The sequence below is a fragment of the Micromonospora sp. NPDC049374 genome, assembly GCF_040677165.1.
In the GTDB taxonomy this organism is placed as follows: Bacteria; Actinomycetota; Actinomycetes; order Mycobacteriales; family Micromonosporaceae; genus Micromonospora.
On the sequence record NZ_JBFAQH010000004.1, the window covers coordinates 245,114 to 265,836 of the forward strand.

Genomic DNA, 20,723 nt, shown 5'->3' on the forward strand with positions numbered 1-20,723 from the left:
CTTGGACCGCAGCAGGGTGGGCTGACTCACCGTGGCCGGTTCGGTCGGTTGAGACAGCTACTAGCCAGCCTCACGAGAGCGACGACGATCGTGCCGACCACAGCCACGGCGGCCGTCGCCGCCGCCTCGCCACCGATCAGGGCGAGCACGACCAAGGCGACGAGCGCAATCACGCCGGTGACAAGCGTTCGATTGATGACCGCCTCGGCCAGCTCTTTCCCCATGGTCTTGTCTACCCTGCCCATCAGCATCTCCCGACCCTCACCGCTACGACCAGAACAGCAGACGAGGGGCACCAGGGGCTCCAGTTCATGCACCAAACGAAAGATGTTTGCGTGAGGCGGCATTCACGGCGGACATTCGACGGTGAGGATGTGGCGGGGGGATGCCATGGGCGGCGAACTCCAGTGGTCGGCGCTTCCGGAGGCCAGACAGGCTGCTGCCGTGGGCGACTTCGGCACGCTGCTGCGTGTCGCTCGTACCGCGGCGCGGTTGACCCTGGCCGAAGCCGGTAAACGGTGCGGCTACTCGGCGGCGACGTTGTCCCGGATCGAGCGGGGCCGGCAGCGGCTCACCGACGTCACAGTCCTGCGACGACTGGCAGCGATCTTCGACATCCCACCCGAACTCTTCGGGCTCACGGACATGAACGGCCCCGCAATCCACCAATCCGCCTCGCCGATCGATAAGGTGCGCGGTAAAGCAGCGCGGCGCGAGGTGGGAGAGGATTCAGTGCGACGGCGTGAGGTGCTCGGCGGACTGGCCGGCCTGGTCGGTTCGACACTCTCCGGAAGCACGCCCGCGCCGACCCCGCCCGACCGGGTAGTTGCCAGCCTGGAGGACGTCCTCCTCGGTCACTGCCCGCCACCGACCGGCCCGATCGACCCTGACTGGCTGCGGACCATGCTCGCCCATGCCTGGTCCGATTTCCGCGCATGTCGCTACACCAGGCTCTCAGCCCGGCTGCCACAGTTGGTTTCGGCGGCAACCGCCACCCACTCGTTGGCGGCCGATGGACAACGTCCAATCGCCGCCGCCACCCTCGCCCGGACGTATCACCTGACCACTCAGGTGCTGGTCAAGCTGCACGAGGACGGAATGGCCTGGTCGGCGATGGACCGCGCCAGGCATGCGGCCCGGGAGGCCGACGATCCGCTGCTGTACGCCGAGACGGCGCGCATGACCGCGATCGTGCTGCGACGCACCCGCCATGGGCAACGGGCCCAGCAAACACTTATCGACGCGGCGCAGGCCCTCGACGAATCGACCCGGCTCCGATCACCTCAACAGGTTGCTGCCTACAGCCGGCTGTTGGCGACGGCCGCCTACACGGCCGCGCTCACGGATCGTCGAGATACCGCACGGGAGTTGCTGCACGAGGCCGACGAGGCGGGGCGTCGCAACGGCGATCGCGGCGAGTTCGCTGACGTCGACGTGATGCTTTACCGGATCAGTGTCGCCCGGGTGCTCAACGACTTCGGAGCAGCGGTGCAGTACGCCCGCGAACTGCGCCCCGGTCAGCTGGGCACCGTCGAGCGACGCGCCCGCTACTGGGAGGACTATGCCCTGGCGTTGCACGGGCGTGGGGCATACACGGAGTCGTTCCGAGCGCTGCTGGCCGCCGAGCGGATCGCACCGCAGGAAGTCCGGTACCGCCCATGGGCGCAGCACCTCACCGTGGCCCTGCTCAACGCAGATCGCCGGCAAGTGCTACCCGACCTGCACAACTTCGCTGTTCGCATCGGCACGCCGCTGTAGAACTCAACCTTTACGCTCCGCAATCCGATGCCCGACAAACGCGCCGCCTGCTGCGCCACGTAACCCTCCATCGGACCGTCGAGCCGGAACGGACGTGATCCGAAGACTGTCACTGGTCAAGAGCGGCAGGGACATCTCACTCTCGGCCGTCGAACAGCGGCTGTAGGCAGTCGAGCAGCATGGCGGTGTCCACGTTTCGCGGCAGGTCCAGGCGAATGTCGATGCCCGGCCCCTTGGCCGTCAACACGACCACTTGGCGCTCGTCCCGCAGCCGCCAGTTTCTGATCGCGGTGACCAGCGCGCCCAACTGCGGCTGCACGGAAGCCAGGGTGGCGAGATTGGCCATCACGGCAACCCCCTCCATTGCCAGCGTGATGACGACGCCTACGCCACGAACACCCTCGTACGGCAGGTCGACCTCGTCCAGCACCTCGGCTGGCAGTAGCAGTTTGACGACGCTCATCGTTCTCCCTTGACCCGCGAGGCGATCTGCTCCTGCATGTCCCCGTCCAAGGGATGCAGACTGGCACTGGCCACCGCGCCGCAGAAGTATCCCTGCACGTGATGAATGCCGAGATCCCAGATCTGTCGCAGGCTGACCGGTGCCTCGTCGTCGTAGCCCTCGACCACGACGGCACGCGGGTGGGGCGCGTCTCCCTGATCTCTGGCATAGCGCGCCACCTGCGCCACCAGCCGCAGCTCGTCCACGGCCAGCGGGTGGTGCAGCACAGCCCGGTCCACCTTGATCTGGGTGAGCCGTAGTTCGGCCATCCGCGCCAGTGACGCGTGTCCGACCCCGAAGTCGTCGACGGCGAAGTTGATGTGCAGCTTCCTGGCCAGTGCGGTGAGCCTGCGGTGGAAGTAGTCCAGCGGCTTCTGCGGCCAGTCCTCGCCCGGCCCCGGCTCGATGGGATCCTGCTCGGAGATCTCCAGGGTGAGTGTCCCGGGGTTGACGTCCGCCTCGGTGAGCGCCTTGCTCACCTGCTGCAGGTAGGCGTCGCGCAGCAGCGAGCGGACCGCGACGTTCACCGACAGCGGTTTGATGCCCTGCCAGCCTGCGGCACCGGCGGCCTCGGCGTACGACCGGATGGCCTTCGACACGAGCAGAGCGTCACGTTCGATGATGAAGCGGTCGCCCCAGTCGTACGCCATGCGCAGCGCCGCGAGCGGTGCGCTGATCTCCCGCTCGTTGCGGCGGGCCAGCGCCTCGAAGCTGTGCACGCCTACTCCAGCGGGGTGCCTGCTCAGCTCCACCACCGGCTGGAACACCATGGTCATGGAGTCGATGAGCTTCTGGTAGATGGTGAACGCGTACTCGTACACCGGCGCGGGCAGGCGTCCGAACGCGATGCGCAGCGCGGTCATCACCGTCATCTCCGACTCGACGGGATCGTCGACCGGGTCGGAGTCCCACACTGCGCGCAGGATCACCGCGAGCGGCTCCCCCATCTCCAGTTGCGCGGGGGCTGGGTTGACGACGGCGAGGGCGACGACCCGCTCGTCCACGTACTTGACCGGGACGCAGAGCATCCGTCGCCGGCCACCGTCGGAGACCACATGGCCCGGCATCGAGGTGCGGTACTGCACGGCTTCGTCTGCGGCGAGCTCCAGCATCGGCCGCAACAGATCCCGGTCGAACCGCGCCGTCTTGTCCATCACCCGGAAGTCGTCGCCGATGAACTCCACCACCGCCACCGAATCCGCGTCGACGGCGTACCGGATCAGTTCCACCCGCTCGGCGGGGCCGCCCTGCTGGGCGTGGTACCTCGGTCGATTCAGGCCACGAAACATCCGGCCGAGCAACTGCATGATCGAGTTGCCGTGGTCCTCGAGCGGATTCTTGCAGGGACGGATGATGCCGGGGTTCGCCGGCGTGTTGAGCGCCTGCCGGTCGTGCCGGGACACCGGCGGCTGGGTCAGTGGCGTGGCTGGACCGTAGGTCTTCACCCACTGCGCGGGCCGCGGGTCGATCCCCTGTTCCGCCACGAAGGCCGCCATCCGGGCGAAGGACACTCGGCGCCCCTCGTCCGCCGCGTCACCGCGCAGCGCCCGCAGCACGTGATGGTTCAGCACACCGTGCCCGTACTCCGGACTCTCCCGGGCCACACCGCCCCGGGGACACGCGAGCAGGGCGCTGTGCCGGTCGACCTGGGTCCGGTACGTGTGCATCGCCGCGGCGTGTCGCCGGTCGGCGTCGGCGTAGATGCCCGCCTGGCAGCAGTCGAGCACCAGGAACGACGTGCCGGCGAACGCCTCGAACACGTCCTGCTTGAGAAACGACATCCGCAGCCCGTTGTCCGGCTCCCGGGGCAGCACCTCCGGGTCCAGGTCGGCGGTCACCAGGTACGCGTCGAGCTGGTCGTTCCACTCCGGCACCAGCGCGTGGCCGGCGAAGTAGACCAGGAGCACATCCGACGGCCCGGACCCGACAACGATCTCGCGCAGGTAGGCCTTGATCTCACGCCAGGTGGCGTCTGGCCCGATGAACATCTTGACGGCACCGTCGTCGAAGGTGCCGTAATCCTGGTCGAGCAGCACGGCCCGCAGGTCCTGCGCGTCGCTCTCGGCGAACCGCAGCGCGGGAAGCTGCACGTCGTAGCCGCACTGGTTGACTCCGATCAGGACGGCTTGTCGCTTGCTCGGCGCCATCGCACACCCCCGAGGCGAACCGTCGCGCGGTCACAATATGAATCCATGTCAACGCCGTAGGTGACCTTATCGGGTCTCACTCACGAGACGGCGCAGCGTCAGATTTCCGTCAAACGACCCGCTGGGGTGTCCAAGCACCACACCGTCGCCCGGGCCGAGCGATCAGAGGCGAGGATGCGCGTCCTCGATGCGCTCAGCCTTGACGTACGCGAGAAGGTCGGCTTGGTCGGTTGCCGGCAGGGCCGCGAACGCGGCGTAGGCGACCCTTCGCGCGTGTGGCGTCTCCGTGGCCAGCAACCCGATGATGGCGGCCCAGGCGAGCGACACCGAATGGAACACCCGGTCCTCGCGCAATGCGGTGAGCCTGCTCAGCTCGCCCAGCCTGGTCGCCGCGTCGTCGTCTCTGCCGGCGCGGTCGACAAGCTCGAACACGGCCTTCCCCCGGTACGCTCCACCGCTCCTGGCCAACTCCGCCAGCTCCGCGTTTCCCATCTGCCGCACCGGAGGTGGTGTGAGGTTCGGCGGCTGGGGCACGGTCATGGTTCTTCTCCAAAGATCTTTGCGTACTCTTCGCGGATCAGCTGGTGCAGTCGCTCGACGGAGTCGCGGTCACCGATGGACTCCGCGTATCGGATCTCCTGTTGGTAGGCCCGCACCTCGTTCTCGTAGCGCACCACCGGGTCTTCGAACCAGCCTCTCATCCCGACCCAGCCTGCGGCCTGGTCCTCGCGGAGATGCTGCATCTCGTGCAGCAACGCACCGTACGAGGCGTCCGGGTCGAGAATCAGGTGCCCTGGCTGCCCCGGTGACGGGCTGGGTCCGTACGCCAATCCGCCCTCCCGGAAGGTGATCTCGACACCCAGCTCGCGCGCCTCCTGAATCGCGGCATCCCACTGCTCCGGATGGGTCTCGCGGGCCGCGCCCCACTTTCTCAGCGGGTCGGCATCGGAGTGCATCAGGTGCGTGTCGCGAGCGGTTGTCGGCGGTGACGCCGACCCCCGGTCGGTGAGACGACGGAGAGTGGCCTGCAACTCACCGATGAGCCGGCTGAGGCGACGCAGCATCGGCGCCAGCCGACGCAGGCTGCTGATCAGGCCGTGCAGCAGCCGGGTGATGCGCGCCACCCATTTGGCGGCAAGGGCGGTGACCTGGGTGACAACCCAGGGAGTGGCCAACCCCAGGGTGACACCGGCCTCGGCCAGCCACACCCACAGGCGTACGGCCAGCACCGACACGAACTCGGCGATCAGGTCGCGGACGAGTTCACGGACCAGAGCGACGAGCAGCCCGGCACCCGTGGTGATCTCGGACAGGGCGTTGCTGGCCCGGGCGAGTGCGTCCAATACGGCCTGCTGCTCCTGGCTGTGCCGCCGATAGGCGACGGATGCGGCGCCGGCCCAGCCGGCGACCTGCCGGTTGACGGCGTCGCCGAGGGTGACACGGGAGTCCGCGACCGCGCCGGTGACGTTGCGCCATGTCTGGGCGTACGCGGTGATCTGATCGGGGTCGCCAGCCAGTTCGTCGAGGGCGTCCGAGAGCGGTTTGACGTGCTCGATCAGCCAGCCCACACCCCAGGCGACGAGTTGGCCCAGCGGGTCGGTCACGAAGGCGAGGGCGTCCATGGAGACGGCGAACCCGCCGATCGCCGTGTCGATCCATCCGCCCCCGGCGTAGCTTGCCAGCAGACCGTCGATGTCTTCGGCGATGAACACGCCGCTGAGCGCGGTGGTGCTGTCCTGGCGGGGTGCGATGAGCGGGTTGGTCGGCTCGCTCACCGCCCGGCTCCGTGACCGAAGAGAGCAGAGACCTCCTGATCACCGCTCTCGTACTGGCTCGCGGTGGCACGCAGGTCATCAGCCGTACGCTGCAATGCGTCGGTGGCCTCGCTCAACGCGCTGATCGTGGCCTGCTGGACCGGGTCGAGCAGGCTGGGGATGAGCTGGCACAACCGACCGTACGCATGCCGGCCGAGTTGAACCGATCCGGCTGCCCGGCGGCTCCGATCGACCGTCTCAGCGACCTCGTCGACGCTGCTGGCGTGCCGGCGTAGCGCCAGGCTCTCGACCTCGAAGCCCGCCTCACCAGCCACCGCGCTCCCGCCGCGAGTCGTCGCGTCCCTGCTCGCGGTCGTCACGGACCTCGGGGAAGCGCTCGGCGTAGCTCGCCACGATCGCGCGTGCGGTCTCGGAGTTGGCGCCGACGGTCTGGGCGGCGATCTCGGCCACCGCTCCGGACAGGCGGCCCTGGGCCCGGAGCATCGTCGTCATGATCTCCGCCGCGATCCTCGCCCCGGACCAGTTCGACAACCGGTCGTCGATCCGCAGGTCGGTGACGATCCCTGAGCCAGCGACCGTCACCTCTATCGCCCCATCACCGCCGGTGGCAGAGACTGACAGGCCAGCGACCCGCTGCGACATCTCCTGCGCCTGCGCGGCCCGCTCCGACATGGACGCCGCCCACGATCGGGTCCACTCCTCGGCCGAATCTGCCATCCTGTCGGAAGATGCATCCATCAGCGCCGCTCCCCCATGGCGCCACGATAGCCACGGACCTGGGCGGGAGCTAGCCTGTGTCGGATCCCATCACAGGAGAGCATCGAACTCTTCCGGCGACCTTGCCGCCGGAAGTCGACGAAGGTCGTTGTGTCGGTAGACGACCCGAAATCCTAGGTGCTGCGCTAGCGCCGACCAGCGCGCCGACCGGGCCAGCAGTTCTACGCTGTTGACCTTTCCGCCGTTCACGAGCCTGTTGAGGATCACCGTTTCGAAGGCAGCGGACTCGATCCAGTCGATCTTCTTCGTAAACCCACACACCATGGATGCCTGCGTCTCCTCCAAGAACTCCCGGAGCGCGCTCTCGGAGGCACGTAGGGCGGAGCAACTCCCAAAGTAGAGGCGCTTTCCGAGGCAACGGCCCGACATCCAGCTAGCGACTTCCGTGAGGCTGACCGAGTACGAATCGGACAGGTGAACCTCGCTGGGTGACCCATGGAGAGCGAAGAAGCCGACCTCATAGGCGGCGTATTTGCGGGACAGCCATCGGTCCAGGAAGTAGCGAAGCTCCTGGGGGGTAGCGGTGTCACGGTGGATGAAGCGGAGGACGCCCAGCCGCTCCAGCAGTTCGAGGGTCGGTAGTACGGATCCACGGTCGGTGAGGTTGTCGTGCCATAGACCCTCAACGCAGAACACCCCACCCGGCTTGGCCACGTCAGCTCCCTCAACTTCAACCTTTGGGCGCTGACCGTAGCGAAGTCCGCCGAAGTTCCAACACCACCGATGGCTCTGATCCCTCGGCGGTTTGGCTACTACGACAGGGCGATGACTGCCGCCAGGTCCGCTGCCCACGATGGATCGTCCATGGTGAGCAACGTGATGCGGCTGTCGGCACAGATGTCCCGCCAGATCGGGTCAGGAGACCGGGACACGACAAGCACCGCCGTGACCGGCACATTCAACGTCGCCAGGCGGTGACGATATTCGAGGAGTTGGCCGAGGCCGAGTCGCAGCTGCTCGATCTCGTTCCCGTCCAGGACGCTCTTCACTTCGGCGATGACCTGTCGCCCGTTGTTGTTGCGCCAGGCCAGGTCCACGGGCACAGCGTGCAGCCCGGTCCCCACCTGTGTGCCGCCCTTTTCCAGATGGTCGATCACCGCCCGGCACAGTCGGTCGTGCTCGCTCACCCCTGCGCGATAGGCGTCCGCGTCGAACGACCGCTGGGTGGGCAGAGCGGCGGCTACAGCCGATCCGCGGTACGGCCGATCGAAGCCGCGTGGGCCTCCGGCCGTCGCGGGCGCAGTGACCTCCCGGGTGAGCAGATCCTCGGCGGCTACCCACGCCCGCGCCGCGACCTCCGGACGATAGTCCTCATGAAAAGGAAAGGCCCTGGTCGACAGCCGAGCGGCAAGCATCCGGGCGGCCACCATGACGGGCGACTGCTTCAGCAGCCAGAGCGTGGTCTCCACGTCGGGGCAACGGACCAGGATCTTTTCCTCTTCGTACGTCCTGGTCGTGTCCTCCGGGAGCGCGATGCCCCGATCTTCCCACTCCTCATCGCTCAGGGCACCGGCCTGCAATGCGGCATGCAGGGGCGCCAGGGCAAGCCTGAGTCGCACCTCGTCACCGTGTTCATTGAGCCGCAGGAAGGCCACGGGACCGACCGTCAAGCGCAGCCGTCGCAGGCCCGCCTCCCGGACGTGGGACAGCAGCCAGTGAGTGCCCGCCGTTGCCCGGACCTCCGGTACGGCCGTCCGCAGAACCCACCCGGCGAGCGCCCAGGACAACTGCTGCCGCTCGTCCAGTCCGTCGCGCCAGTGACCATCGAGGAGGGCCGGTGCCGACAGCAGCGAGGCCGGCTCCGGGGTGTCGAACACCCATGCGGCCAACTCACCGGGTTCGGTGTGCTGCCATAACCTGGAGCGCATCCGCCCGGCCAGCAGACCCGTCAGCTCGTTGACGTCCGCCGTGCTCCACCAGTCGGCCTGGTTGCTTTCCCTCGTCATACCTTGGCCTTGCGGCCTCGGGTGGTCTTGGGTGGGCGCCACGACGTCAGCGCCTCGTCGGTGAGGTGGAGGCGGTTGGTCGTCTCGGCAAGGAAGCCGGCGTAGATGTCGGCCGGCGAGGCACCCCACTCCGCGTCGAACTCGCCGTGCCACTGGCGTACCCAGGGGAGGATCTCGCGCAGCCCCGCGACCAGCGGCAGCAGGCGGTCGGTGGCCCAGCCGTCTTCCTGCTCGCGGGCGACGATCAGGGTGGCGAGGGCTTGGGCCTGCTCGCGATGGTCCCAGCCGGCCCAGCCGACCAGCAGCGACGGGTCACCGTCGCGGCTGGCCCCCGGGTACGACACGAAACGTTCCTTGGGTACGTCGAGCTTGCCCCGATGCTTCCAGTAGCTGGCCTTGACGAAGTCCGCCGAGGTGTACTTCGGCGGCACCGGGATCTGCTTGCGGAACTCCCGCTTCGCCGCCTCGTCGGGCAGGGCATCCTCGGCCCGTTGCAGGTCCCACACCTGCTCCCAGTCGGCACGCTTGCTCAGGCCGGAGTCCTTGTAGCGCAGCGCCGCCAGGTGCGGCACGTGCTCGTCGGCGACCAGGTCGGCGACCACCTTGCCGAGATCCTGACCGGGCGCGTACAACTCGGCGACGGCGAGCACGTCAGGGTCACGGCGCAGCTCGTCGGCGAGCTGTGCGGTGGTCAGCGGGCGCGGCTGCTCCAACCCGTCGACGTGGTGGTACCACAGCTCCCGCGCCTCGCACCGGTCCAGCAGCCAGTCCCGCAGCGCCCTGGCCTGCATCTTGTCCCAGCCCTCGGTGGCCCACCGCCGCTTGCACTCCGGCCGCTCGATCAGCCCGATGTTGCGGTTACCCTCAATGATCGCGATCCGCCGCTGCACGATCGCCTTGTACTCGTCCGACCAGCCCGCCGGCAGCTCCGTGATCGGCGTCGACCCGTGCCGCGCGAACCACTGTGTCTCCAACCCCTCGTCGCGCATCTTCCGAGCGAGGACGATCTCAAACGCCCGCTGCCCCAGCGCCAGCATCGGCGGCCGGACGCTCTCCGGCGCGGTCAGGTCCTCGTCCAGCAGCCCGTAGAGCGAGTAGACCTGCCAGTCCAGCTCCTCCTGCAAGGAGATCATCTGCCCACGGGTGGCATGCCACTCGTAGGCGGCGGCATCCAGCCGCTCCCGCGTCGGCACCCCAGACCCCGCCACCGCCGCCGGACTCACCGCCGCGAGCCGCCGCGCCAGCCCGTCAATCTCCCGGCTCAGTTCAAGGGGGTACGCCGAAGGCAGCGGAAACTCTTCCAGCTTAGTGCTGCTGAACTGGTAGAACCTCTCCCAGTCATCGCTGGTGAAACCACCGCCCTCACCACGAATGCCCTTGTCGTGGCAGACCTGTTTCAGCCAAAAACAAGCGGTCGAACTATTTAACGCTCCCAGCAGCCGCAAGTGATCCTCTTCCGAGGCGTCATCCGCGAGCTTGATTACGGGTGCGGTCTGCTTAAAGAGTCTCCCCTCTCGGTCTAGGACAAAGCGGTTATGTGTAGAAACTTCGGCATAAGAGATCGAAAGCGGAGAGCGAAGCTTGCTCGTGTAGTTCTCAAGATGCTCGTACCACGGGCGACCCTGCTCACTTATGGTCCGCCCGAAGATCATCCGTGCTTGGAGCAGCCGCCGCATGGGCCATAACGAAAACGACGGCAGGCGATGATCGGCACCAACAACGGCGGTGTTCCCCCGATTCGAGTAGGGCGAGCGAGTAAGCGGCGGGGATTCGAGGCAGTAGTCCTTGACACACTCTCCGACCACGAATTGGCGAAGGTATGAATCCTCCCGAAGACGCTTGGCAGCCGAATTGTTTGGAATGATCCACGCATCGTCTTCACCGACCACCGTTGTGCGCCCAACCGAATCGATGGCCCCGCGTAGTTTTGCCGACTTCCGCTCAACGTCCGCGAGCAACTCTCCGGCCCCGCCACCGCTCAGGCTCCAAGGGAACTTTGTCAGGGCAGCGCGAGGCATATCCAGGACGCTAATCCAGGCACTCTCCGACCCAGGACGGTCCAGTTGGTCAACGATGGCCCGCCAGACAAAACCCTCCCTTGCGACAGCCGGGATACCTGGTTCACCTCGAACGCCGAGGACCGCTCGGATAGACTGCGGACTGCCTTCCCCCTGACGCTCGCCAACAAGAATGACAGTCGGTGTGCCATGCCCAGGGATGAAGGCACCAGAGGTGTCCACTACGTGCGTTAGCGCGACCTTATCCCGAAAGAAATCCTCGATCAGTTTCCTGCCGAACTCGCGCTTCATAAACGAGTTTGCAGTAATCTGGCCAACCCGGCCTCCCCTAACCCCGTGACGAGGAGGCTGTGAAAGCTCGAAAAACCTCTGAGCAAACGGAACAGACAGGGCATACTGCATGTGGCAGGCCGAATAGCTACCGCGATAAATCTCGTTAAGGCGCTTATCCTTAACGGTAACGTAGGGAGGATTTCCGACCACCGCATGGTAGCGCCCTTCCTGCAGGATCGGACCGTGTTCCTGAATATCTTCTGTGACATAGTGGAATGCAGCCATCGGTTTGCCGTCTTCATCAATGAGAGCAAGTTGCTGGTCCCGAATAAGAGAGTCACCAACAGCAAGGTGAAACGGGAAGGCATAAGGCCGCGCGTCGGCGAGCGTCTTCAAGCCACAGGCTTTCAAAGCGGCCACGAGGAGGCGGAAGCGGGCGATGGCTACGGCGAAGGGGTTGATGTCGACGCCGTGGACGGCGTCGAGGGCGAGGCGTACCTGCTCGTGGGGGTCGCGGTTGGGGGCGTGTTGCTCCCACTCCTTCAGCAGCCGGTGGAACGCTCCGAGGACGAAGTGGCCGGAGCCGCAGGTGGGATCGATCATCTTGACCACGTCGTGGCCAAAATCTTCGATCGCCGGGGTCAGCGTCAGGTCGAGGATGAACTCCTCGACGAACTCGGGGGTCTGGAGCAGGGCGTAGGTCTTGCGGGCGGCCTCGGAGAGGTCCTGGTAGAGGTCGCCGAGAAAGCGGGTGTCCCACTCGGGGTCGGTGAAGTCGTGCACCAGGCCGCCAGCTTCGCCGCGTCGACGCCAGAAGGCGATCAGGTTCTTCGCCTCGTCGTGGGAGAGCGGGATCTGGTAGAGCGGGTTGTGCCGCTTGTCGAAGAGTGACTTGCCGGCCTGGGTGCTGGCGATGGCGTCGAAGCCCTGTTCCAGCCAGCCACGCAGGGTTTCCTCCGGCCGGTCACGGAAGAACTGCGCCTCGGCTTCCTCGGCCAGCACCAGGCGGTCGCCCGGCCCGGCCAGGTAGGGGTCGGGCAGCAGCCCGTTGTCCTCACAGAAGCGGACGAAGACGGTGCCGAGCACCCAGGCGACGGCGACCTGCGTCACCCGCTCGTCGCGCCAGGCTGTCCAGGTGGCGGCGGTACGGCCCACCTTGAAGGCGTGGTCGTATTCGCCACGCAGCCGGGAGCGCACCTCCCCGACCGTCTCGGCCTGCTCCCGCAGGTCCTTCTCCAGGTTCTTGACCTGCTTCTGCAGGTCCGACAAGAGCAGCTTCCGGTCGACCACGCGACGACTCTAGTCGTCCCGCTCACGGGACGGGTTACCCGTAAGGGCCAATCCCGTCGCCGAGCCGCTACCTACGGCTCCCGCATCCAGGTCTTCGGATCGGTCACGAAGATGCCCTTGCCCTGGTGTCGCCGGATCACCCGCAGCGCTTCAAGTCGAACGTAGACCATCTGGATGGTCGATGAGCTGACCTCGAAACGGTCACCCATGTCGGCGATCGAAGGCAGCTTCTCCCCTGGCCGAACCTTCCCGCTCCGCACGTCGCTAACGATCTCGTCTGAGATCCGGATGTAGTCCGGTGTCTGTGGCATGGCACTCCTCGCGTGGCACGCCTATTTGATCACGCCACGCGCTGGCCGGACAACCGAGCGTTGCCATTAGTCACTTAGGCATATATGGTTGATCCGGAGCTGATCCTCGCGTGGCAACGAGTTCGGCTCATCCCCCTGGTCGGGGCGGGTGCGCGTGCCCGTCCCGACCCAATGAACTGCTCTGTCGTCGTACCGCCGAACTGGGCTGCGGCGACCGAGCGGGCGGGCCGTGCGGACGCCGGCCACGCACGGCCCGCCCTTCCACGCACCACCGCACCGACCCTCCGCGCTCCCGACTACCCCGGAGAGGACCGTCGTGGCCCAGGTGTATCGAGGTGGCCAGCCCTACGGGACCGGCCACCCGGCCCGGTTGACCCCGCACGAGGTACGCACCCGCACGTTCGCCCCGCGTCGCCGTGGGGTCGATCCCGATCAGGTACGCGAGTTCCAGGCCACGGTCGCCGACGAGCTGGCCGACCTGCACCGGCAGTTCCGTACGGTCGCCCAGGAGAACGAGCGGCTCAAGCGGGCGCTGCGCGACTGGCAGTCGATGCACGCCCGGCACTGCCGACCACCGAACCAGGGCCGTTGGTGACCGAGCGCCCGACCCCCGGCGACCTGCTCCGGGTAGACGGTCGCGCCTCGGTGCAGTTCGCCGGAGGCCGGGCACTGACCCTGCGCGTCGTCTCGACCAGCGACCGCCATGCCTACGACGGCTGGATCTGGCTGACCGGGTACGTCATCGACCGGCGCGGCAACGCCACCGCCAAACGCGAACTCTACGTCCGACTCGCCGGCCTTCGGCCGGCTACCAGTGCCACCGCGCGTCCACGTCCGGCACGGCCGGTCGCCCGCTCGGCGGCCAATTGAACGTGTCACTCCGTCGACCTGCGCATTACGAGTGCGTCGTTCTGGTGATCACACCGGCCGGCGGCTGGCCAGGATGGCGAGGGTTTCTCGGCGTACGGCCTCCGGTTCGCACACGAGCCGACGATGGGCGAAGCGTACGACCAGGATGCCGAGGGCTGCCAGTTGTGCATCACGGCGCAGGTCGATCTCGCGCTGTCGTGGATCACCGTGGGTGGTGGCACCGTCGAGTTCGATGTTGACGCGTTCCGACTCGGCGTAGAGGTCGAGGTAGACGTTGCGCTGGCCGAGCCGGACTCGCACCTGCCGCTGGAACGCCGGCATTCCAGGGCCAGTGAAGACCCGCTCGTGCCCCCAGATCTCCAGCGGACTGCGGCAGCCCTCGGCGAGCCGGGTCAGCAGCGTCCGCAGCGCTACTCGGCCAGCCACCCGCGCCGTTTCGTCGAGTGCAGCTTGCAGGCGACCGGGGGTGGTCAGCCGGTTGTTGACCGCCCTGATCATCGGCGTCCGTTGCTCGCCCAGCGGAAGCATCGGCCAGGAGTCGACGAGGGCTCGCTCGATGGTGGTAACCGGCAGCCCTTGGCGTACCACCACCGACGGCGGGGCGAGGGTGAGGTGTCGGCGTCGGTGGACCCTCACTCCGGGCCAATTTCGCAGGCCGCTGGCGGCTGGCGTGCTCACGTGCAACAGGTCCCCGGGCAGTTGCTGGCGCAGCCCCCACACGTCGAGGGCAGTGAGGTGGCTGAGCGCGCCGCGCCCGCGAATCCAGGCGGCGACCGCACGGCGACCGAGGGCCGGGCCGATCTGACTGAGCGGCGGAACGCTCTGATCCTTCAGCAGGGGCGCTGCTGCGAACACCTCGGGCAGGACCCGCACCAGTTCACCTTTGGTGCACGCCCGTTGCAGGATCCACTCTGGCACGACCTGCTCGACGATGGATCGGGTCACCAGCCCATCCCCGCGCTTCACCAGTTCCGCCAACACCGCGTCCATGCCACCGACCGTGCCGCCCGCGGCCAGCCTCCCGCTACGACGAAGCGCTACACCTGTGGACAACGACCCCGCTGTGGACGAACTCCCGTCACCCGCCACCATCTGCTATGGCGCGCATCGCGCCTCATCGTGGCGGTGTGACTGTTCAGGTGGCGGCGTGGCGGACAGCCACACTGCCACGATCAAGGAGGTGCACGGTCGGGGGAGCTGTCAGGCGGTCACGGTGCTGCGGTGGGCGTTGACGGCCCAGGCGTCTGGGAGGGCGATCCACTCGTTGTCGCCGACCCGCACCACCGCACCGTCCAGCTTGGGCAGCACCCCGGGGTCGTCCATGGGGCAGAGCAACCAGACGTCGCCCTCACCGCCGCGAGCCGCCTCGGCCAGCTCGTGGAGCCGTTCCATCGCCCGGTAGCGGGCCAACACCGCCGCGTCGTGCAGCAGCACCGGCCCGGCGTCGACGCGCAGGTGTGCCCGCAACGAGGGCATCGCCAGCTGCCAAGCCTGCTCGACGTACTCGCCGAGCTTGATGGCTGCCCGGGAGCCGGGCTCGGCGATGTCTGCGCCCAGCACCGTCTCCCAGGTTGGCTTCGGTCGGGCGTCGACCAGGCCGCGTAGCTCACGAAGGAACACCGCCGCCACGTTCACCGGCCGGGCGTCGAAGCGTCGGGCCAGTTCCTCGCGGGCCAGCGCGTACCGGTTGAGGCGTACGGTAAGCGCGCGGAACCCGCCGGCGGACCTGGCGCCGGTCAGCCGCTCCTCGGCCCGCACCGCCGCCGCCAGTTCCGGCGACTCGGCCTCCCACCGACTCGGCGCGTTCGTGGCCGACGGGCGACGCTGGACGATCGACATCGAGGACGAGCCGGCGCGCGGTGGGGGTGGAAGGTATCGGTCGCGATCCCAGCGCAGTTCGAAACCGGCCTCGGCCAGCAGCTTGTCGAGCTTCGGGTGGGACGGTAGCGGTGCCGTCAACTCGGGGAAACGGGCGGCCACCCGCTGGATGACGTGCTCCGGGGTGAGGCCGCGCCGCCCCTCGGGCGTGGTCGCCGGCGGTACCACGCCGGCCTGAGCGAGCCGCAGCGCGCGGACCGGATCGAGGTTGCGCGGATACAGCTCCAGCCGGGCGGTCGCGGCGGCCTGGTCGGAGGCCACGGCGGCGAGCACCACGCGCCGCCGGTCGTCGACAGCGTCGGCCACACCGCCGGGCGGGGTGACGGCCGCGAGGGTACGCAGCACTGTCGCCGCGCTGGGCAACACCTCGCTGGCCGCGAGTTCGTCGGCAGCCTTTCCGAGCGCGTCGGCGTAGTCGAGCAGCGCCGGCGCGGCCGGGGCGTCCGGACCGTCGTCCTCGCCCGCTTCGAGCGCCACGAGCAGCCGGTCGCCACGCGGATTCGGTTTGCCGTCGATGTCGCCGCGCCCATGCCGCCGCAGCAGCAGGCGCGGCTCCTCCTCGATGGCGTCGACCTCGACGGCCGCCCGCACGGCGGCGACCGCCACCGCGAGCCGCAGGTCATCGCCGGTGCGCACCGACCCGCGGCTGATCAGCAGGGCCTCGGCCAGCTCGGCGACCCCCATCACCCGTCCACCGTCGCGCAACAGCTCGATGATCTGGGTACGCACGCTGCCCACCACCGGCATGCCCTGCCAACGCTTGCGCTGCTTGCCGAGGATCTGGGCGATCCGGCCGGACGTGACGCCGACAGCGGCGGCGACCTGTGGCTGCTGCGGCCACAGCTGCAGCGGAGGCAGCGTGCCGGTGGTGTCGGGCAGGTTCAACAGCAGCCGGGTGGCTTCCACCTCGGCGGCGTTACGGCCGTTCTTGGCCGGCACGAGCAGCGCGGCGATGGCGTCGAGGCCGACGCGTACCAGATCGGTGTCGCCGCCGGCATTTGTCGTCTCGGTGGCGACCTCGGCGGTGGCCGCCTTACGGGCGGCGGCGGAGGTGGGGATGGTTTCCCGCTCCCCCAGCCGGGTCCGCCACTGCTTCACCCGGCGCTGCAACTCCCTGCGCGTCCGGGCACCGAGACCGGGCAGCGTGGCGAAGGTGTTGTTACCGACGGCGAGCAGTTCGCCGACGGTGGTGGCCTCCACCCGGTGCGCGGCGGACACCGCCCGTGGGGTGAGCCCGGCGGCCTCAAGCGAGGTGGCGCGGGTGGCCTTGGCCGCGGCCTCCTCGCGAGCCTTCTCGGCGGCCTGCTCGTCGGGCTCCTCTGCCTCGATCTCCGGATGCTCACTACCGACCGGGGCACTCGCGTCGGAGCGACGGAACACCTGCTGCCAGGCGTCACGCATCTCCTTGAGCGAGGCGAACCGACGACGGTGGTCGCGGTGCAGGGCCCGCTGGAAGAACTCCACCAGGCCGTCGCGGATCGCCGCGTCGAACGCCTCCGCTGCCAGCACCGGCGGGCCCTCGGTGAGCTGCGGCTCGGTGCCGCCGTCGCCCCACAGCGGCAGCTCGCCGGAGGCCATCTCGTGCAGCGTGACACCCAGGGCGTACCACTCGGCGTGCTTGTCGTAGACCTGGCGGGCCGCGGTGCCGAGGAACGGGTCCAGGTAGCGCGGGGTGCCGGCGGCGAGTTCCTTGACCGAGACGCCGGCCAGGGAGAAGTCGAAGAGCACCAGTTGGCGGGTGCGGTTCGGGCGGATGCGGATGGCGATGTTGTCCGGCTTGATGTCGCGGTGGTAGACGCCCTCGCCCTCCAGGTAGTCCAGGGCGCCGAACAGGTAGTCGCTGTAGGTCTCCAGCTCGTCGACGGTGAGTCGGCCGTCGTCACGCAGCTTGCGGGCAAGGGTGTGGTCGCCGGCGTGCTCCAGCACCACGAGGGTGCGGGTGCCGAGTTGCAGTGGCTCCGGCCGGGCCAGGCGGATCACCCGGGAGTCGGTGAGCGGGCCGAGCACCCGGGCCTCGTGGGCCAGGCGGGCGGCCTTCTCGTCGGAGAGGGCAACCTTGAGCACCTCGTTGCGACGGGTGCGCTCGTTGAAGGCCAGGAACGCCCGGCAGGTCGAGCCGGTGCCGAGGCTGCGGACGATCTTCCACTCGCCGACCCGATCGCCGCCGCGCGCCTCCAGCGGATCGACCTGGTCCGGTGCCGGTTCGGGCGGGTGGGTCGAGGTGGGTGGCGGGGCGGTCAGCTCGTCCTCGACCTCTTGGAGCATCTCGACGAACTCGGCGACCGTGGTGAGTCGCTGGATGGGCACCGGGGCCGTTGCCGCCTGGATCATCTCGTCGGCGAAGGTGCTGATCGCGTCGGCGATCGATGCCGCGCGCAGCCCGTTGTCGCGGGCGAGCCGGGTCAGCAGCTCCGGACGCTTGGCCGCCGGGGGTTGGCCGGTCAGGATCAGGTACGCCAACGCGCCGAGGCCGAAGACGTCCATCGCGACCGCGTCCGGATTCGGCGCGGTCAGCTCCGGCGCGAGATACGCCTCCGCCGAACGCTCGATGTGGTCCGCAGCGTGTGAGGAGGGGGTGATCGGGTCGCCGCTGCCGCTGGTGTCGGTGCCGCGGGTGGCCGCCTGCCAGTCACTGACCAGCAGTCGGGGCGTCAGCCACGCCTCGTCCTCGCTACCGCCGCGCCGCCGTGGCCCGGGAGCGACCAACACGCTGCGGGCGGACAGGGCGCGATGGTGCAGCTTACGGCGGTGCGCGTACGCCACCGTCTCGGCGAGCTGACGGATCATGGCGAGTCGGGTGAGCACGTCGAGGCGCTCGCCGTACTGCGACATGTAATGGTCGAGACGGATCGTCCGTGGATCGTGCCGGAAGATCAGCGCCGGCCCGGCCTCGTGCTGCTCCATCGAGTCGGCCTGGACGATGCCGGGATGGCTGATGCCGTGCAGCACCGACATCTCGCGCCGGGCGGCCCGTTCGATGCTGGCCCGCGTCGCTTGAGCGGCGTTGCGCTCAACCAGGTAGATCCGTACCCGGCGGTGCTCCCGCTCCAGGTCACGGTGCCGGGCCCGGTGATCCTGCCAGGTCGGTCCGACGTCGAATGGCCGGGTCTCCAGCTCCCACGCGCCCACCTGGTAGTGCCGGCGGCTGCGAGCGATCCCGACATCGGCAAGCAGATCCGGCAGAGCCGCCGACACCTCCCGGGTGACCCTTCGCCGCTCGTCGTCCGGCTGGCGCAGCAGCAGCGACGTGATCGGATCCAGCTTGCCGTCACGGCCCACAACGGGCTCGGGACCGTAGACGCCGTGCAGGTGATGCTCCGACAGCTCGATCGTCAGCCCCGGCTTGGACAGGAAGACCGCCGCCTGGACGAACGGAATCCGCACCGCCTGGCCCCGGCGGCGGCTCGCGGCGACCTGGAGCAGGGACTTGAGCTTCTTGGCCTTCGCGTCGGCCAGATGCAACGGGTTGTCGAAGGTGCGGGTGCCGTTCGGGCCGTGCAGCAGCCAGTTCGAACCGCTGGAGGTCAGCCGCCCGGACCAGCTCTTGATCTCGACGAGATAGAGGCCGCCGGGGGCGGCGACGAGCAGATCGACCTCGTACGGATGCCCGGTCTGTGCGGTGAAGGTGAAGTTCGACCAGGCGCGGTAGGGCTCGGTGTCGGGAAGCAGCGTCTGGACGTGCGCCAGTGCCTCCCGCTCGTGCGTGAACTGCGACGGGGTGATCGTCGTCCACCGGCCCTCCTGCATGGGCAGATCCTATGCTCAGCGGGCGACAGCGGCGGGCGTCGCCGGTCCACCGAAAGGTGGGGGTGATCCGATATAAGGGACGGATGGACTTGCCGCCGTATCTGGCCACGATGCCGATGCACGCGATCACCGAGATGCACGGCGAGGCCGGGCTGCGGGAGCGGTTCCGGCTGGAGATCGAGGAGTTCGGCGACGAGGAGCGTGGCCGGCTCGACGAGGCGCTTGAGCTGGCCGGGTGGCTGCATCGCGACGATCGGCGGTCCCGGGAGCCGTACGTCAATCATCTGCTCCGGGTGGCGATCCGGATGATGCACCACTACCAGGTACGCGACGTCGACGTGATCGTCGCCGGGCTGCTGCACGACGCCGTCGAGGACCATCCCGCCGAGCTGGTCAGCGGCGGGGAGCTGGGCAGCGGTGGGGAGCTGGGCAGCGGTGGGGAGCTGGCCGAGGAACTGATTGACGCGGCGTTGGTGGTGCTCGCCGAGCGGTTCGGGGTACGGGTGGCGCGGCTGGTCGCGGCGGTCACCAACCCGCCGTGGGATCCGGGGCGCGACCGGTACGAGCAGTACCGGGAGCATGTGGCGGCAAGTCTCGAAGGGGAGCCCTGGGCGCGGGTCATCAAGGTTTCCGACTTCACCGACAACGGCGTCGGGGTGATCCATTCCGTGGGTCCGAAGGTCGAGTCGTCGGCCCGCAAGTACCGCCCGTTGGTGCCGGTGTACCGCGACCTCGTCACCCGTGCCGACACTCCCCTGTCCGAGCCGGTGAAGCGGCACATCCTGGACCAGCTCGACCTGGCCGAGCAACGCTTCAGCGCCATCCTCGACCAGCCCGCCCACCCCGCCTGAGCCGGTCGGTCACCGTTCGGCTGGGGCTCCGGTCGGTGCGTCGGGTTGGAGCTTGAGCCTGCTCACCAGCAGTTCGGCCTGGGCCACCGATCCGCCGCCGACCCCGAGTCCACCACGGGCGGCACGGTAGAACCCGTCCCGTGCCTCGTTGGCCCGGTGCAGCAACGTGGGCCGGTCGGCATCGGCCTGCCCGTCCCGCGCCAGCCGCTCGACCTCCCAGACACTGTCCCGCCACGCCCGCGCCGCCGTCACCGTCGGCGCGTCGCCGAGCAGCAGCACGTTCTCCCAGGCCAGCGTGTGCCGGAAGTCGGCCTCCGCGAGCGCGGCGAGTGCGGCGTCCCGCTCCAGGTAGCCGCCGATCAGCCGACTGGCGATGGTGTGTGTCTCCTTCAGCGCACGGGCGAACTCGACGTACGCGTCGAGCCGGCGCTCGTCCCAGCGTACGGTCTGGTTGCGTCGCCACCGTGACCGGTCGGCCAGCGACGTGGCGACGATCGTCCCGATCGTGCCGATCAGCACGCCGAGTAGTGCGGGTAGCTGCGCAGCGATTCCGTCCATGGCCGGACAGCCTGGCAGCAGC

At 68.5% G+C, this 20,723-nt stretch carries 18 protein-coding genes; 4 read left to right on the forward strand and 14 right to left on the reverse strand.

Annotated features, from left to right (window positions below; translation table 11 throughout):
- Positions 1–26 precede the first annotated feature (26 nt).
- Positions 27–317, reverse strand: coding sequence for a hypothetical protein (locus tag AB0J93_RS09445; protein ID WP_363919908.1), 291 nt, complete (start codon positions 315–317; stop codon positions 27–29).
- 127 nt (positions 318–444) lie between these two features.
- On the opposite strand from AB0J93_RS09445, the gene AB0J93_RS09450 reads away from it, so the two are divergent.
- A complete protein-coding gene (locus AB0J93_RS09450) occupies positions 445–1,758 on the forward strand; it encodes a helix-turn-helix transcriptional regulator (protein WP_363919910.1) in 1,314 nt (437 codons plus the stop codon).
- Between the two features lie 136 nt (positions 1,759–1,894).
- Here the strand turns inward: AB0J93_RS09450 and AB0J93_RS09455 are convergent, their stop codons facing one another.
- The 10 genes from AB0J93_RS09455 to AB0J93_RS09500 all read right to left on the reverse strand — a co-directional run bounded on the left by AB0J93_RS09455 (position 1,895) and on the right by AB0J93_RS09500 (position 12,797).
- Entirely contained in the window at positions 1,895–2,221 is a 327-nt protein-coding gene (locus tag AB0J93_RS09455) for a hypothetical protein (RefSeq protein ID WP_363919912.1), read from the reverse strand.
- On the reverse strand, positions 2,218–4,407 hold the full coding sequence (locus AB0J93_RS09460) for an EAL domain-containing protein (RefSeq protein ID WP_363919914.1): 2,190 nt from the start codon (positions 4,405–4,407) through the stop codon (positions 2,218–2,220). Before AB0J93_RS09460 ends, AB0J93_RS09455 begins: the two co-directional genes overlap by 4 nt.
- A gap of 162 nt (positions 4,408–4,569) precedes the next feature.
- The gene (locus tag AB0J93_RS09465) at positions 4,570–4,947 is read right to left on the reverse strand and encodes a hypothetical protein (protein WP_363919916.1); all 378 of its coding nucleotides are present in this window, start codon (positions 4,945–4,947) and stop codon (positions 4,570–4,572) included.
- A complete protein-coding gene (locus tag AB0J93_RS09470; protein WP_363919918.1) occupies positions 4,944–6,182 on the reverse strand; it encodes a hypothetical protein in 1,239 nt (412 codons plus the stop codon). Before AB0J93_RS09470 ends, AB0J93_RS09465 begins: the two co-directional genes overlap by 4 nt.
- Positions 6,179–6,496: a type VII secretion target gene (locus AB0J93_RS09475; RefSeq protein WP_363919920.1), complete on the reverse strand. Its 318-nt coding sequence runs from the start codon at positions 6,494–6,496 to the stop codon at positions 6,179–6,181. The genes AB0J93_RS09470 and AB0J93_RS09475 overlap by 4 nt, the downstream gene beginning before the upstream one ends.
- A complete protein-coding gene (locus AB0J93_RS09480) occupies positions 6,486–6,899 on the reverse strand; it encodes a YbaB/EbfC family nucleoid-associated protein (RefSeq protein ID WP_363919922.1) in 414 nt (137 codons plus the stop codon). The genes AB0J93_RS09475 and AB0J93_RS09480 overlap by 11 nt, the downstream gene beginning before the upstream one ends.
- A gap of 90 nt (positions 6,900–6,989) precedes the next feature.
- Positions 6,990–7,613, reverse strand: a complete 624-nt coding sequence (locus tag AB0J93_RS09485; protein ID WP_363919924.1) for a hypothetical protein — start codon at positions 7,611–7,613, stop codon at positions 6,990–6,992.
- A 98-nt stretch (positions 7,614–7,711) separates the two neighbouring features.
- A complete protein-coding gene (locus AB0J93_RS09490; protein WP_363919926.1) occupies positions 7,712–8,905 on the reverse strand; it encodes a hypothetical protein in 1,194 nt (397 codons plus the stop codon).
- Positions 8,902–12,486 carry a BREX-2 system adenine-specific DNA-methyltransferase PglX gene (gene pglX, locus AB0J93_RS09495; protein ID WP_363919928.1) on the reverse strand — a complete coding sequence of 1,195 codons (3,585 nt, stop codon included), beginning with the start codon at positions 12,484–12,486 and terminating at the stop codon, positions 8,902–8,904. Before pglX ends, AB0J93_RS09490 begins: the two co-directional genes overlap by 4 nt.
- 71 nt (positions 12,487–12,557) lie before the next feature.
- On the reverse strand, positions 12,558–12,797 hold the full coding sequence (locus AB0J93_RS09500; protein WP_363919930.1) for a winged helix-turn-helix domain-containing protein: 240 nt from the start codon (positions 12,795–12,797) through the stop codon (positions 12,558–12,560).
- Positions 12,798–13,113: 316 nt separating this feature from the next.
- On the opposite strand from AB0J93_RS09500, the gene AB0J93_RS09505 reads away from it, so the two are divergent.
- Positions 13,114–13,392 (forward strand): DivIVA domain-containing protein, encoded by a 279-nt coding sequence (locus tag AB0J93_RS09505; RefSeq protein WP_363919932.1) that lies wholly within the window; start codon positions 13,114–13,116, stop codon positions 13,390–13,392.
- Complete coding sequence (locus tag AB0J93_RS09510) at positions 13,389–13,667, forward strand: hypothetical protein (protein ID WP_363919934.1); 279 nt, start codon at positions 13,389–13,391, stop codon at positions 13,665–13,667. Before AB0J93_RS09505 ends, AB0J93_RS09510 begins: the two co-directional genes overlap by 4 nt.
- A 48-nt stretch (positions 13,668–13,715) precedes the next feature.
- Here the strand turns inward: AB0J93_RS09510 and AB0J93_RS09515 are convergent, their stop codons facing one another.
- Together AB0J93_RS09515 and pglW are read right to left on the reverse strand one after the other, a co-directional pair.
- A complete protein-coding gene (locus AB0J93_RS09515) occupies positions 13,716–14,657 on the reverse strand; it encodes a DUF559 domain-containing protein (RefSeq protein WP_363919936.1) in 942 nt (313 codons plus the stop codon).
- Positions 14,658–14,867: 210 nt separating this feature from the next.
- Positions 14,868–19,292, reverse strand: coding sequence for a BREX system serine/threonine kinase PglW (pglW, locus tag AB0J93_RS09520; protein ID WP_363919938.1), 4,425 nt, complete (start codon positions 19,290–19,292; stop codon positions 14,868–14,870).
- An 83-nt stretch (positions 19,293–19,375) separates the two neighbouring features.
- On the opposite strand from pglW, the gene AB0J93_RS09525 reads away from it, so the two are divergent.
- Positions 19,376–20,143 (forward strand): phosphohydrolase, encoded by a 768-nt coding sequence (locus tag AB0J93_RS09525; RefSeq protein WP_363919940.1) that lies wholly within the window; start codon positions 19,376–19,378, stop codon positions 20,141–20,143.
- 9 nt (positions 20,144–20,152) lie between these two features.
- On the opposite strand, the gene AB0J93_RS09530 is transcribed toward AB0J93_RS09525, so the two are convergent.
- Positions 20,153–20,701 (reverse strand): hypothetical protein, encoded by a 549-nt coding sequence (locus AB0J93_RS09530; RefSeq protein ID WP_363919943.1) that lies wholly within the window; start codon positions 20,699–20,701, stop codon positions 20,153–20,155.
- Positions 20,702–20,723 lie beyond the last annotated feature (22 nt).